The following is a 14,167-nucleotide window of genomic DNA, read 5'->3' on the forward strand; positions in this document are numbered from 1 at the left end:
CGAATCTCCCTTTTGGATCGCTTCGATTCTTCAATTTTATTGCTCAAAATTTCGAACAATGATAGTGTTAAATTGCGCAGCATCATGGGATTCGCATATTCTGCATCAAGGAAGACGACGGAGACGTAGAAATGATTGACGAATTTGATGTTGGTGGGCGCTTGAAAGCTTTGAGGGGACAGTTTGGCATGTCTCAAAGGCAGCTCGCGGATGCCGCCGGAGTGCCACATGGTCAAATCTCCATGATTGAAACCAATAAGAGCAGCCCTTCCGTCGCATCATTGCGCAAAATATTGGGCGGATTTGGAATGAGCATGTCGGAGTTTTTTGAGCCCGAAGCTGCGAGTAAACAGCAGCCCTTCTTCACGCCGTCTGAGATGCGCGATCTGACAAGCCTGCTTTACCAGAGTGATGAGCTGGCCCGCCAAAAGATTGCCATAAAGCAAGTGGGCGACGCCAAAGCGCACGGCCTTCAGATTCTGCACGAGCGGTACGAAGCCGGCGCGGACACGGGCGGCTCCATGATTGAGCACGAAGCCCACGAAGGCGGGATCGTCATTTCGGGTGAGCTCGAGGTCACGGTCGGCGACGATACCCGCGTTCTCAAGGCTGGCGACGCCTATTTGTTCAACAGCCGCGAACCGCACCGGTTCCGCAATATCTCCGACCGTCCGGCCGAAGTCATTTCGGCCTGCACTCCCCCCTACCTGTAAACAACGCGGGCCTCATCTCGTCCGCCCCAAAAGGAAGCCTTCATGTCACCTCTCAACGGTTTGAAAGTTGTCGAACTGGCTCGCATCCTGGCCGGCCCCTGGATTGGCCAGGCGCTTGCCGATCTCGGTGCTGAGGTAATCAAGGTCGAAGCGGAGAGCGGTGACGACACCCGAAGCTGGGGGCCGCCTTTCATCGAGCGGAACGGCGACAGGACTGCTGCCTACTACTATTCCGCCAATCGCGGAAAGTCCTGCGTTACCGCCGATTTCCGCACCGAGGAAGGTCGGAAAACAGTACTGGAGTTGATCCGTGATGCAGATATCCTGATCGAGAATTTCAAGGTTGGCGGTCTGGCAAAATACGGCCTCGACTACGACAGTCTTAAAGACTCGAACCCGCGTCTCATCTATTGCTCGGTAACGGGTTTCGGCCAGGATGGCCCCTATGCCAAGCGAGCGGGGTACGACTTTTTAATCCAGGGCCTTTCCGGGCTCATGTCGATCACCGGTGAGCCAGGCCAGCAGCCGCAGAAGGTCGGTGTCGCGGTAACGGATGTGGTAACCGGACTGTATGGTGCGATCGGAATCCTGGCTGCTGTGGAGCAACGGCACCGTACCGGCAAAGGGCAGCATTTAGACATGTCGCTGCTGGATTGCGCAACGGCGATGCTGGCGAACCAGGCGATGAATTTCCTCGCCACCGGTGAAAGCCCGATGCGCCAAGGTAATGATCACCCCAACATCTCACCTTACCAAGTCCTGCCAACAGCAGATGGCCATATTATTTTGGCCGTAGGCAATAACGGGCAATTCGAACGCCTCTGCGATGTGATTGACCGGCCCGACCTGCTGGCAGCATCGGACTATGCCAGCAACGGGCTGCGCGTCACGAACCGAAAGACGCTTACACATGAACTAGAGCGGTCGCTTAAGCGATGGGCTTCAGCAGACCTTCTTGCGGCACTTGAGGAGGCAACCGTGCCCGCCGGGCCAATCAACTCGATCGGGCAGGCGTTCGACGACCCTCAGATCCGAGCGCGCGGTCTGGTGATCGAGCCTGAGGGGGTGAAAGGTGTGCGGGGACCTTGGAAATTTTCAGATGCAGAATTGACTTTGGATCGAACCGCGCCGACGCTACCCAAGGATAACTAAGTGAGAGGCGGACACTGTTGGTGGAGACTTCCCGTCGAGTACTGTGCCAAACAATCCGCGCAGTGAAGGGAAGAGGTGGCCTGACCTGTAGCGTACTGATGCCCCCCATGAGATTTTGCTGGGCGTATTCATCGAGAAGTAACCTCCCCCATTGTTTTGCACTGGGGGCATCAGTACCTCTCGTTCAAGCTTGCCGAGCTTCTCCGCATTGCCTTTTGACAAACTCCTCCGCGACAGCGATGAAATTCATTAATGCGGGGGATTTATAGGCTCGGTTCCAAACCAGAAGGGTGGATATCTCGGCTTCGCAATCCGAGATTGGTTTCGTCATAATCGTTCTTGGCTGAAACCTCGTTATCCCCTGCGCATAGACAGAAACTCCGAGGCCGCTGCCGACGAGGCCAAGGATCCCCAATGCATTTGACGCTTCGTATTTGACATCGATCGCATTGCCGCTTCTCAAGAACACATCGTCGATGAACAGGCGGAAAAAATCCCATTCAGCCATGCTCCCCAAGACCATGGGGTACTGAGCTATTTCATTGAGTGTGACCGTTGGCCGGGTCGACAAGCGATGGTCCACTGGCAAGAGCGCGACGAGCCTCTCACTTGCCACTTTTCGGGTTTCGAACTGGGGGTGCTTGAATGGGCCCAGCATAAAACCAACATCGATGTTGTTTCGGGACAGCTCAATTTTCTGCCCTTGAGTGCGAATATACTTCAGCTCCAGTTCTATGTCTGGGTAGCGGCGGGTAAATTCCCGCACCACCCCAGGCATGAGATCAAGCGCTGCGAAGGACATGTATCCGACGCGCAAAAACCCTTTCTTGCCCTCCGCTGCGATGCGCCCGGCTTGAACGGCCGCAGAAATTTCAGAGGAGATAAGCCTGGTCCGTTCGTAAAAGACCTCACCCGCGGCCGTCAGTGAAACTTCGCGCGTTGTGCGCCGGATGAGTTGATAGCCAAGCTGCTCTTCCAGCTGCCGGATGCGTCGGCTGAGCGCGCTTTGGTCTATCGAGAGGCGTTCCGCTGCACGCCTGAAGCTGAGTTCGACTGCGACTGCATTGAAGGCTTCCAAGTCGCGCGTCTGAGGTGTGTGGGTCATTGGCATTCAGAAATTCCCTTCATTTTCTGAGCAATAGCACGAGGCTTTTGATTAATGCAAAACCAACAACAATAGTGGCCGATACGGCGATTGTTTATGAGCTGTGTGTGTCCGATTTTGTAGATGGGAACTCTAACCCGCGATCAAGATGCCAATGCAGCAAGGGCTGACTGAGGCAGACATAGCGACTTACCAAATCGAAGGACAACAAAATGAGTAATGTTGATCACGCAGCACTGGATAAGATGCTGCACGAGGCATTCGATGCTGCATCCGCACTGTACAAAGAGCGTGGCTTCCAGCGCCGTGTGGGCTTTGGCAAGAAACCGGCCCTTGTCAGTGTCGACCTGGCAAATGCCTGGACCCGCCCCGGAAACCCATTCACTTGCGACCAGGAGAAGATGGACAACGAGATCATTCCCGGCATGCAGCGTCTGTTGGAAGCCTGCCGGGCCAACGGGCATCCGGTCATCCATGTCACTACTGCCTATGAGATCACCGATCGGAAGGCGCCGTTCACTGACATGGGGCTGTGGCACGACAAAATTCCGGTTGATGTGGTGGATTTGGCTGACAAGGACCTGTGGGCAATCGACAGCCGGATTGCTCCGGTCGAGGGCGAATATACGCTGCTGAAAAAACGGGCGAGCTCGTTCCACGGCACCGAACTGGCCGGCATTCTGCGCGCCAACGGCGTTGACACCATCCTGGTGACCGGCGTGACCGCTTGCGCCTGCGTGCGCCAGACAATCTGCGACGGTATTGCCGACGGCTTCCGCACGATTGCAGTGAAAGAGGCAATCGGCGACCGGGTTCCGGGTGCCGTCGCCTGGAACCTGTTCGACATCGACGCGAAGTTTGGCGACGTCGAGACCGTCGATAGCTGTGTCGATTATCTCAACACCGTCAACAACCGTTAAGCGCTGGAAAGATTTCCGGGAGGGTGCTCAAGCGTTCTCCCGGACAGGGAGGAATTGGAGGACATCATGGCTCGCATCGGCGTTGACGTAGGCGGTACAAATACCGACCTCGTGCTGGAATGTAATAAGGGGACCTTTTTCCATAAAGTGCCCAGCACCTTGAAAGACCAGTCTATCGGCGTGGTCGAGGGTATTCACCAGATTTGCGAAATTGCCGGGATCGGCAAGGAGGCGATCGAAGTCATCAATCACGGCACGACTGTTGCGACGAACATTACTATCGAGCATAACGGCGCTGAAGTCGGGATGCTGACGACGAAAGGCTTCCGCGACATCTTGCACATCGGGCGCCACAAGCGGCCGCACAACTTCTCACTGCATTTCGAAGTGCCTTGGCAGAACCGGCCGCTCGTTAAACGGCGCAACCGGATCGCTATCACTGAACGCATCCTGCCGCCCACCGGTGAGGTCGAGACGCCGCTTAACGAGGACGAAATCCGTAGTGCCTGCGCTCTATTCCGGAAGCGCGGCATCAAGTCTGTCTGCATCGGCTTCATGTTTTCTTTCCTGAACGACGCGCATGAAAAGCGCGCCCGTGACATCGTGCTGGAAGAAATCCCCGATGCCTATGTGTCGGCGTCCTCTGATGTGGCAAACGTCATTCGCGAATACGAGCGGTTTTCCACGGTTGCCATGAACGCTTTTGTTGGCCCGCGGTCTGCCTGGTACCTTCGCAATCTTGAGCAGAAGGTCAAGGATGGCGGTATTCCAGCTAAGCTGCGCGTCATCCAGTCCAATGGTGGAATATCCACCATTGATGGATGTGCCAGAAAGCCCGTGAGCATTCTGATGAGCGGTCCAGCAGGCGGCGTGCTGGGTGCGCTTTCTGAAGCACGGCTGGCAGGGACCGATAACATCCTTACCGTGGATATTGGCGGTACGTCGGCTGACATTTCCACCATTGCTGCTGGAGAAATGCGTATCAAGAACCCGCGCGACACCCTGGTATCGGGACATGCGGTCATGGCCCCGATGATCGACCTGGAAACCATCGGCGCGGGCGGCGGGTCAATCGCTTATCTCGATGAGGCAGGCGGTTTCAACGTCGGACCCCGCTCAGCTGGTTCAGAGCCTGGGCCTGCTTGTTACAACCGCGGCGGCACAGAGCCGACCGTGACCGACGCGCAAGTCGTATTGGGCCGCATGGATGCGGACAAGTTTCTTGGCGGTGATCTGCCGCTGGATCCGGAGCTGTCCCACAAAGCAATCAAGGAAAAGATCGCTGATCCTCTGGGTGTTTCGGTTACCGAGGCCGCGCTTGGGATCATCAAGATCGTCAACAACAATATGGCGCTGACGATCCGATCCAACTCAGTAGCGCGCGGCTATGACCCTCGTGAGTTCTCGCTCATGCCGTTTGGCGGCGCAGGCCCCTTCCATGGTGTTGCCCTGGCCGAGCTTGTTTCCGCGAAGGACGTGCTTGTTCCGATCGCGCCTGGGATCACAGCTGCCATGGGCCTGCTGGGCACTGACCTTCAGTACGAGCACACCCGCTCTGTCATCACCAGTCTGTTCAATGCCGACCAGGGCGCCATCGACAGGGTGAACGCAACCGTTGCTGAATTGAAAAATGTCGGTAAAGCCGATCTTGAGAATGACGGCATCCCGGAAGTGCAGCAGAATTTCGACGTTATCGCCGAAGTGCGCTATCACGGCCAAGGTTTCGAGCTGCGCGTGCCCATGCCGAAGGAAGGCTTGGCGCTGGAAAACGTACCGGACGTGATCAGCGCGTTCCATAAGCAGCATAAGGCAGATTACGGATACTCCTTCGATGACAGCCTTGTCGAGCTCTACAACGTGCGGGTCATCGCGTCGGCAAGTGTCCGGCACCTGGAGCTGACGCCGCTTTCATTAGGCAGCCAGGACGATATCAAGGCAGCTTTCATGTACGAGCGCGAAACTATCTTCGACGATGGATCGGTGCATATGACACCGCGCCTGGATCGCGGAAAGCTTGGCGCGGGCACCCGTGTGGAAGGCCCGGCCATCATCATCCAGCACAATTCAACAACGCTGCTGCCGCCCGGCTATGCCGCCGAGGTTCAGGACTTCGGAAGCCTGCGCTTGAGCAAGTCCTGAGGGAGGAAAACCAATGCCAAAAGACATCAATAAACCGATCGATCCGGTCACCCTTCAGGTCATCCGGGGTTCCATCGAAACCATTGCAGAGGAAATGGCACACGTTCTGTTCCGCATGTCCTTCTCCTCGATTATCCGCGAGTCCGAAGATCTGGGCGCCGGGCTGTTCGACACAGACTTCAACACACTCTGCGAGTTTGAATCCACGCCGATGCACATCGGCTCGATTCCGGGGTATCTCCAGGGCATCGCGGATTCTCTGGACGATGGCGAATGGTATGAAGGTGATGTCGTCGTCCACAACCATCCCTACCTGGGGTCGTCGCATACACCTGATTTGGCGATTGTCATTCCGATTTTTTACGAAGGTGAACTGGTCGGATACGCGGGCAATACCGCACATCATATCGATATCGGCGCCGCCACACCGGGCCTGATTATCGATGTGCCGGATGTCTATGCAGAGGGCATGCTCTTTGCGGGTACTAAGCTCTACCGGAAGGGTGAGCGCAATGAAACAATGTGGAATTTTATCCGCAATAATTCACGTGCCGCCCGCCAGCTTGTGGATGACATCGAAGCACAGATCGCTTCTGCCAGGCTTGGTGTGAAGCGCTTCAAGGAATTGATGGAACGGTACGGCAAGAATCTGGTGTTCGGCGCCTGCAACCAGTTGATGGACTACTCCGAAAAAATGCTGCGGCAGAGGATTTCGGACATTCCGGATGGTGAATACCGGGCCGAAGGTTGGCTGGATGACGATGGCCGTAACCGCGGCCAGACACTTCCGGTGAAGGTCTGTGTCAGAGTTGTCGGAGACACTATTGAAGTCGACCTGACCGGATCTGCGCCGCAGACGCCAACTGCCTACAACGTGCCGTTTGAAGGGTCCACAAAAGTGGCCGCATTCGCAGCTTTTCGAAAATTGCTGCTAGACACGGCCACTTCGGACACCAGGGTGCCATCGAACCAGGGGTCCTTCCGGCCGATCAAAGTGACCGCGCCGGAAGGCACCATTTTCAATCCGATCGCCCCGGCTTCCGCCGAGGCCCGTTTCACCCAGTGCAACTTCATGATTGACCTGATCCTGAAGGCAATGGCGCCGGTCCTGCCCGAGGACATCATTGCAGGGTCGTCTGCCAGCATTTCCTTTGCCTCTTACGCAGGTGTACGGGACGACGGGGAGTACTGGGTGTTCCTCGAAGTGAACGAAGGGGCCTATGGCGGCCGCCCGGACTCCGATGGCCCTGACGCCATTGACAATCTGATGGCCAATACCCGCAACAATCCGCTGGAAGACCTCGCGATGCATATCCCGATGATCTGCGAGCGGTACGAGTTGCGCGACGATGTGATGCCCGGTGCCGGCAAGCACCGCGGCGGGATCGGCGTTGTGAAGAGCCAGCGGATGCTGACCGACGGCATAATCACCCATGAGAGCGAACGGCATACCAATGTGCCATGGGGGGTTTTCGGAGGAACGGAAGGGGCGGCCGGGAAGTGCGAGATCTATAACGTCTCCAGTACCGAACCTCCGCGTCAGATGCATTCCAAGTTCCATGGCGAGGACGTCCGAAAAGACGATGTAATGGCGTACTACAGTCCCTGCGGCGGCGGCTATGGCAGCCCGCTGGAACGCACTCCGGAAAAGGTTCTGGATGATGTCCTGGATGGTTTCTGCACACCGCAGCACGCCCGGGACATCTATGGAGTGGTGCTCGATCTGGACGCCGAAACCGTCGATGTGGCGGCGACCGAGGCCCTCCGTCAGTCGCTGGACACCTTGCGCTAACAAATGCGGAGGCAAGCATGAACACCGAAAGAAAGACAAGCTATCGCAGCTTCGTACCGAAGAGCGCAGCCTATTTCGCGGTCAAAGATGCCTTGCCTCCGCGCGATATCTACTTTCTTCTGCTGCCCAGGTTCACGATGCTGGCCCTGAGCAGCGCCATCGAGCCTCTGCGTGTTGCAAACCAGCTCTCCCAGCATGAACTCTACCGCTGGCACACGGTGGCAGATACCTCTGCAGTCGCAAGCTCGTGCGGCGTAGAACTGAATGCGCATTCCAATTTGCACGACTTGCAATCACCCGATCAGTTGCTTGTGTGTTCTGGTACGGATCCGCACAATGCAGCATCCGAACAGACACTGCAGGCCCTGCGCAGGTTTTCCCGGATGGGAGGAAAACTCGGGGCTCTGTGTACCGGAGCTTTCACTCTAGCGCGGCTCGGACTGCTTCAGGAAAAGCGTTTCACGCTCCATTGGGAAAACCAAGCGAGTTTCCGAGAATTATTTCCTGACCTGGAAAGCAGCGAAAAGATCTTCGAAATTGATGGGCCGCTTATGACTTGCGGCGGCGGACATGCCGCAACGGATATGATGCTGGCACTGATTGCTCGAGATTATGGCAAGGCCTTCGCACAAGCTGTGGGGGACATGTGCCTGCATGGTGTGGCGCGTCCACCAGGAACTCCACAAAAAACCTCCTTCGCTTTCTCAAACAATGCTCGAAACCGGCATGTGACAGCCGCAATTGAAATCATGAAGCGCAATCTGGAAAACCCGCTGTGCTTGGATGAGATCGCCAGGGAGTGCGGATGTTCGCGGCGTCAGCTTGAGAGGATGTTCAAGAAGCTGCTCCGCATTTCACCGGCGAAATACTATCGCAACTTGCGGCTCGATTTTGCGCATAGCCTGTTGGCTGAAACAAATATGCAGCTCCTTGATGTGGCAGTCGCGGCAGGCTTTTCGTCACGGACACAGTTTTCAAGGTGTTTTTCCGAACGTTTCGGAACACCGCCTTCGAGGACCGGCACGTCCCCTTGTGCCGGCAATTCAACCAACAGGGAAATCAAAAAATGACAATGACCGAGAAAATCCGCGACGCGGAACATGAACGCACTGGCTTGCTTGAAGAATCCATCCTGCCGACACTGCTGGGGCAGCGTCCGCTCGGCTTGATTGGCTATGCTTGGATATGGGTCGGAATTGCGGTCATCATCGCAACCTATTCCTTAGGTGCAGCCGGGGTTGGTGGCGGCGTTCCGCTGGCAACGGTTATCCTGGTGATCATGCTGGCCAATATCGGAATTGGCGCATTCATGGTGCTGACAGCAGATATCGGGACCGAACACGGCCTGTCTTTTGCCGTCTACCTGCGCGCGCCGTTTGGCATTTACGGCACGCATCTTCCCGCAATTTCCCGTGGCTTGGTTGCCGCAATGTGGTTCGGCATTCAAACCTACCTCGGAGCACTGGCTCTGAACGGAATCGGCCAGTACTTTCTGGACTTCGACAACTGGATCGTCTGGTACGCAGTGTTCGGCATCATTCAGATCGTGAACACCGCGATGGGGATCAAATCGGTTGAACGGCTCGCGTCGCTGGCAGCACCTGCCATTATCGCGATTTCTATCTGGATGTATTATACGCTGGAAGGTGTCGCCTCGACACAAGGTGTGAACATCTGGACCTTTGAAGGGACTGGCGAAATGTCCCTACTGGTGCTTTTTATCGCCAACCTGGGCTTCTGGTCGACGCTTGCCATCGACATTCCAAACCTGACGCGGTTTGTGAAGACCGATGCTGGATCCAAAGGCTTTGTCTCGCGCAACAAGAACATCTTTCTTGCGCAGCTGGTTGCTTTGCCGGTCACCCAAGCACTTATTGCTGGAATCGGAGGCGTTTCTTTCATTGCTACCGGCAATTGGAACCCGATCGAAGTCATCCAGGGCGAAGGTGAGGGGCTGTCGCTAGTCATTTTGCTTGCGCTGGTGGTGCTGGCACAGTGGTCGACAAATAACTCCGCCAACCTCATCCCCTCAGCGCTGACCTTCATCAATCTTGCGCCGCGCGTGATTAACTACAAGGTAGGTGTTGCGCTTGCAGGGGTCGTCGGCACGCTGTGCTTCCCATGGGAAATTCTGAACAACCTGTTCGTCTTCCTAGGTTACTACGGGGCGTTCCTGTCTGCCATCGGCGGCATAATGGTGGCCGACTATTACATTCTGAGAAAGCGCCGCCTCAACGTGCCGGACCTGTTCAAAGCCGATGGCCAGTTCCGCTACTCTGGCGGTTTCAATCCAGCGGGCTTGATTGCATGGATCGTGGCCGGAGGTATTGCAGCCTGGTATTCGCAGTACGCATTCATCATCGGCTTCCCGCTTGGGCTCGTGCTCTATGCCTTGCTGATGAAGACTATCGTTCTGCCAGGGAATCCGCAGGCTGAGATCAGTAGCGGATACGCAGATGAGTTTCTCGCTACGAGCGAGGGGGTCAGCTGGGTTTATCTTGGCAAAGGGCAGTTCCGGCGAATGGCACCTGCAGAAACTCATGATGAAGAAATAGGCCGCGAAGACCTGTAAAGTTCTTAATTGACCCTCCCCGACTTGCCCGCACCAAAACGGTGCGGGCTCTTTTCATTCACTCGAACCTCGGATGTTGGCCGAAGTTAGATGTGTTCCTGACCTTCTCCATTTCGCCTTAGTTTTCCTTCAGTACCGACCATCTGAATGCATAGCTCTCAATTCTGCACCAGGCGCTGGGGATCTATGTGAGAGTGTTTCTCCGCCAGTGGAGCACCGGCGCCCCTCAGAGATGCGGACCATCGAAGGCGGGAGCGGAGCTTGATCAACGCCGGTGCGTCCCAAACAGCCTTCTCGATAAACCCTCAATTCTACTGCGTTGAAGCAATTCTATGAGGGGTGACACAGCAAATCTAATCTAACCATGAAACGCTACTTCAGCATTTCCCGGGCGATGATGGTGCGCTGAATTTCTGAGGAGCCTTCGTAGATCCGGAAGATCCGCAAATCGCGCAGATAGCGTTCAAGCGGGAAATCGCGGGTGTAACCATAGCCGCCGTGGATCTGCAGCGCCCGGTCGGCAATGCGCCAGGCCGCCTCGCTGGTATAGAGCTTGGCAAAGGCCGAGTCCGAGGAATACCGCTCACCGGTGCCACGCTTGCGGGCGGCCTGCTGCCCCAAGGCCCGTGCCGCCGCCAATTCGGTGGCGCTGTCGGCCAGCATCCATTGCAGCCCCTGGAAATTGCCAATCGGCTGGCCGCCGACCTCGCGTTCCTTGGCATAGGAAACCGCCGCATCCAGCGCCGCGCGGGCGATGCCGGTTGCCTGCGCGGCTACCTCGATGCGGCCATTGTCCAGCACCTTCATCGCGGTGCGGAATCCGGTGCCTTCGTCGCCCAGCCGGTTTTCCGCGGGCACATGGCAGTCAAGGGAGACCGGGAACACATGGCCGCCGCGCAGCCCCATGGTTTCCTCGTGCCTGCCGATCTCCACCCCGTCCGTCTTGCCCGGCTCCACCACAAAGGCGCTGACCCCGCGCGCGCCTGCTCTGCTGTCGGTCTTGGCATAGACCACGATGAAATCCGCGCCGCCCGCGTTCGAGATGAAGCATTTCGAGCCTTTCAGCCGGTAGCCGTCCCCGTCGCGGATGGCGGTGGTGCGCATGTCGGCCGGGTTGGAGCCGGCCATCGGCTCGGTCAAGGCAAAAGCCCCCAGTGCCTCCCCCGATGCGGCGGCCGGCAGCAGCCGCTTCTTCAACGCCTCATCCGCGCCCAGCAGCAGAGAATCCGTCGCCAGAAAATGCGCCGTCAGCATCGACGCAGTTGAGCCGCAGGCGCCGGCTATGGCCTCCACCGCGCAATAGAGCGCAGGACCGGACAGGCCAATGCCGCCATAGGCTTCGGGCAGGTTCATGCCCATGATGCCCATTTCTGCCAGCGCCGGGCGGTGCAGGGTTGCAAATGTCCCCTCGGCATCGATCGCCGCAGCGGCAGGCGCCAGCACCTCATTCGAAAACCGCTCGATCTGGTCGATGACGGCCTGTTCTTCACTGTTCAGATCACCGCTCATTTGGTCTCTCCTTCCTTCAGCCGATGCAGGATTTCCTCTGTATGCGCCCCCAGTCCCGGGGCTGCCTGACGGCCGCCGCGCGGCGCGCCGCTGAAATGAACCGGCTGTTCCGGCACGCTCAGCGTGCCGAGCGCGGGATGGGTGACGGGCGTCGCCAGCTCCCGCGCCTGCGCCTGCGGCGACGCCCAGGCCTCCGGCACCGAACTCAGGACCGCGGCCGGGATACCCTCCTCGGACAGCAGCGCGGCGACGCTCTGCACGTCCCGGACCGCGGCCCAGCTTTCGATATGCTGCGCCAGCGCCGGCTCATTCTGCCGCCGCAGGCTGTCGCTGGCGAACCGCGGATCCTCCGCCAGTTCCGGCGCGCCGATGACCGCCGCGAACTTTGCAAACAGCCGGTCGTTCAGCACCGCGACGGTAAAGCTGCCGTCCCTGGCCGGATAGGTGCCAAACGGCGCCGACAGCGCGTGCTTGCTGCCGGTCCGCTTCGGCGTCTCCCCGGCCATCAGCGCCCGGCAGGCCAGCACCGGCATCATCGACATCAGCGAATCGTACAGCGCCAGGTCGACATGCCGCCCCCGGCCGCTTCGGGCGCGGTCGAACAGCGCCACCATCGCCCCGAAGGCCGCGAACATGCCGCCCGCCACATCGGCAAAGGCGTCCCCGGCCATCATCGGCGGGCCGTCCTCGGCGCCGGTCACGTCCATCAGCCCGCTCATCGCCTGGATGATGATGTCATAGGCCGGCAGCATCCGGTTCGGGCCGGTCTGGCCGAACCCGGACACCGAGACATAGACCAGCTGCGGACAGGCCGCGCACAATGCCTCCGGGCCCAGCCCGAACCGCTCCATCACGCCGGGGCGGAAATTCTCGATCATAACATCGCTCTCCGCCGCCAGCCCCCGGGCCGCCGCCGCGCCTTCTGCGGATTTCAGGTCCAGAACGATGGATTTCTTGCCGCGGTTCACCGACTGGAACAGCAGGCTTTCGCCGTCCCTGAATGGGCCGATGTGGCGGTAGTCATCGCCCGCGGGCGGCTCCACCTTGATCACCTCGGCGCCGAGGTCGGCCATCAGCGCCGTGCAGTAGGGCCCGGCCAGAACACGGGAAAAGTCCAGCACCCGGACTCCCTCCAGCGGCCTACGGCCTGCGGTCTCGTCATTGTCGAACATGCATCCCCCATCAATTGCTTGCTGCAGGATAGCGTCCGCTGGGATATACTTGGAAATACTGGATGCATATAAAGAGTATACCTCTTTGAATATACCATTGACCTTCCGCCAGGTCGAAATCCTGCTGGCGGTGGCCGCCACCGGCAGCACCGCAGCGGCCAGCCGAGCGCTGAACACCTCGCAGCCCTCGGTTTCGCACGCCATCGCCCGCTGCGAGGAGGTGTTCGGCCAGAAGCTGTTCGTCCGCATCCCCGGCCGCGGCATGGAGCTGACGCCGTTCGGGCAGCACAAGGCGGCCCAGCTGCGCGAACTGGAAAACCAGGCCCGCTGGGTGCTGAGCGGCGGCGAAGGCACGCCCGAGTTCCTGAACCTCGGGGTGTTTTCCACCCTCGGCCCTCGCTATGCGCCGCAGCTGGTGCGCCGCTTCATGGACACCCGCCCCGGCGCCGAGATCCGCATCCTCGAAGGCGACCTGCAATCACTGTTCGACTGGCTCAGCGAAGGCCGGATCGACCTCGCGCTGCTTTATGATTTCGGGGTTCCGTCGGATTTCGCGATCACACCGCTGATGGCCGCCGAACCCTACGCCCTGCTGCCCGCCGGGCACCGGCTGACAGGGCTGCCCGGCGTCAGCGCCGAAGACCTCGCGCAGGAGCCCGTCATCCTGGTGAACCTGCCGCACAGCCGCGGCTATTTCCTGTCCCTCCTGCAGAACGCCAGGTTTCCGGTGCGGGTGGCGCATGAAACCGCCTCGATCGAGATGCTGCGGTCGATGGTGGCAAACGGGTTCGGCGCTGGCCTGCTGGCCACCGATCTGCCGGACGGAACCTGCTATGACGGCAACCCGGTGGTCCGGGTGCCGCTCGCGGGCCATCCGCCGCTGCATCAGATTGCGCTGGCCCATCGCGGCGCCGCGCTGAAACGGCCCGTCATCCAGGCGTTCACCGGTTTTGCCAGGGCCTTTTTCGCCCCGACGGCCTGAAGACCCGGCACCCTCCGGCGCCGCTGCCCTTGCGCGGCGCTCCGCGTCCTCCCGCTTGACGTGCAGGCCCGCGCACGCCACCCTGTCGCGCGGGGCGGCGCAGAAAGGCCG

The 14,167-nt window shown here is 58.7% G+C and carries 11 protein-coding genes; 8 read left to right on the forward strand and 3 right to left on the reverse strand.

Translation table 11 applies throughout. The features are described 5' to 3' along the window. The first annotated feature begins 131 nt into the window (after positions 1-131). Together ACXAED_RS23570 and ACXAED_RS23575 are read left to right on the forward strand one after the other, a co-directional pair. Positions 132-713, forward strand: a complete 582-nt coding sequence (locus tag ACXAED_RS23570) for a cupin domain-containing protein (RefSeq protein WP_475054131.1) — start codon at positions 132-134, stop codon at positions 711-713. A 42-nt stretch (positions 714-755) separates the two neighbouring features. Then, a complete protein-coding gene (locus ACXAED_RS23575; RefSeq protein WP_291731425.1) occupies positions 756-1,865 on the forward strand; it encodes a CaiB/BaiF CoA transferase family protein in 1,110 nt (369 codons plus the stop codon). 184 nt (positions 1,866-2,049) lie between these two features. Here the strand turns inward: ACXAED_RS23575 and ACXAED_RS23580 are convergent, their stop codons facing one another. Beyond that, positions 2,050-2,976 carry a LysR family transcriptional regulator gene (locus tag ACXAED_RS23580; protein WP_475054133.1) on the reverse strand — a complete coding sequence of 309 codons (927 nt, stop codon included), beginning with the start codon at positions 2,974-2,976 and terminating at the stop codon, positions 2,050-2,052. 206 nt (positions 2,977-3,182) lie between these two features. On the opposite strand from ACXAED_RS23580, the gene ACXAED_RS23585 reads away from it, so the two are divergent. From ACXAED_RS23585 to ACXAED_RS23605, 5 genes are all read left to right on the forward strand, one after another. Next, positions 3,183-3,890, forward strand: coding sequence for an isochorismatase family protein (locus ACXAED_RS23585; protein WP_222505969.1), 708 nt, complete (start codon positions 3,183-3,185; stop codon positions 3,888-3,890). A 66-nt stretch (positions 3,891-3,956) separates the two neighbouring features. Beyond that, complete coding sequence (locus tag ACXAED_RS23590) at positions 3,957-6,029, forward strand: hydantoinase/oxoprolinase family protein (protein WP_475054134.1); 2,073 nt, start codon at positions 3,957-3,959, stop codon at positions 6,027-6,029. A gap of 13 nt (positions 6,030-6,042) precedes the next feature. Continuing rightward, positions 6,043-7,821 (forward strand): hydantoinase B/oxoprolinase family protein, encoded by a 1,779-nt coding sequence (locus ACXAED_RS23595; RefSeq protein WP_475054136.1) that lies wholly within the window; start codon positions 6,043-6,045, stop codon positions 7,819-7,821. Positions 7,822-7,838: 17 nt separating this feature from the next. Further along, entirely contained in the window at positions 7,839-8,891 is a 1,053-nt protein-coding gene (locus ACXAED_RS23600; RefSeq protein ID WP_475054138.1) for a GlxA family transcriptional regulator, read from the forward strand. Next, the gene (locus ACXAED_RS23605) at positions 8,888-10,393 is read left to right on the forward strand and encodes an NCS1 family transporter (protein ID WP_475054139.1); all 1,506 of its coding nucleotides are present in this window, start codon (positions 8,888-8,890) and stop codon (positions 10,391-10,393) included. The genes ACXAED_RS23600 and ACXAED_RS23605 overlap by 4 nt, the downstream gene beginning before the upstream one ends. A gap of 372 nt (positions 10,394-10,765) precedes the next feature. Here ACXAED_RS23605 and ACXAED_RS23610 read toward each other — a convergent pair whose 3' ends face one another. Together ACXAED_RS23610 and ACXAED_RS23615 are read right to left on the reverse strand one after the other, a co-directional pair. Then, on the reverse strand, positions 10,766-11,902 hold the full coding sequence (locus ACXAED_RS23610; RefSeq protein ID WP_475054141.1) for an acyl-CoA dehydrogenase family protein: 1,137 nt from the start codon (positions 11,900-11,902) through the stop codon (positions 10,766-10,768). Next, entirely contained in the window at positions 11,899-13,074 is a 1,176-nt protein-coding gene (locus ACXAED_RS23615; RefSeq protein WP_475054142.1) for a CaiB/BaiF CoA transferase family protein, read from the reverse strand. The genes ACXAED_RS23610 and ACXAED_RS23615 overlap by 4 nt, the downstream gene beginning before the upstream one ends. 85 nt (positions 13,075-13,159) lie before the next feature. On the opposite strand from ACXAED_RS23615, the gene ACXAED_RS23620 reads away from it, so the two are divergent. Next, a complete protein-coding gene (locus ACXAED_RS23620; protein ID WP_475054145.1) occupies positions 13,160-14,056 on the forward strand; it encodes a LysR family transcriptional regulator in 897 nt (298 codons plus the stop codon). The last annotated feature ends 111 nt before the right edge of the window (positions 14,057-14,167 follow it).

The organism is Leisingera sp. ABM4_103, from assembly GCF_056158685.1.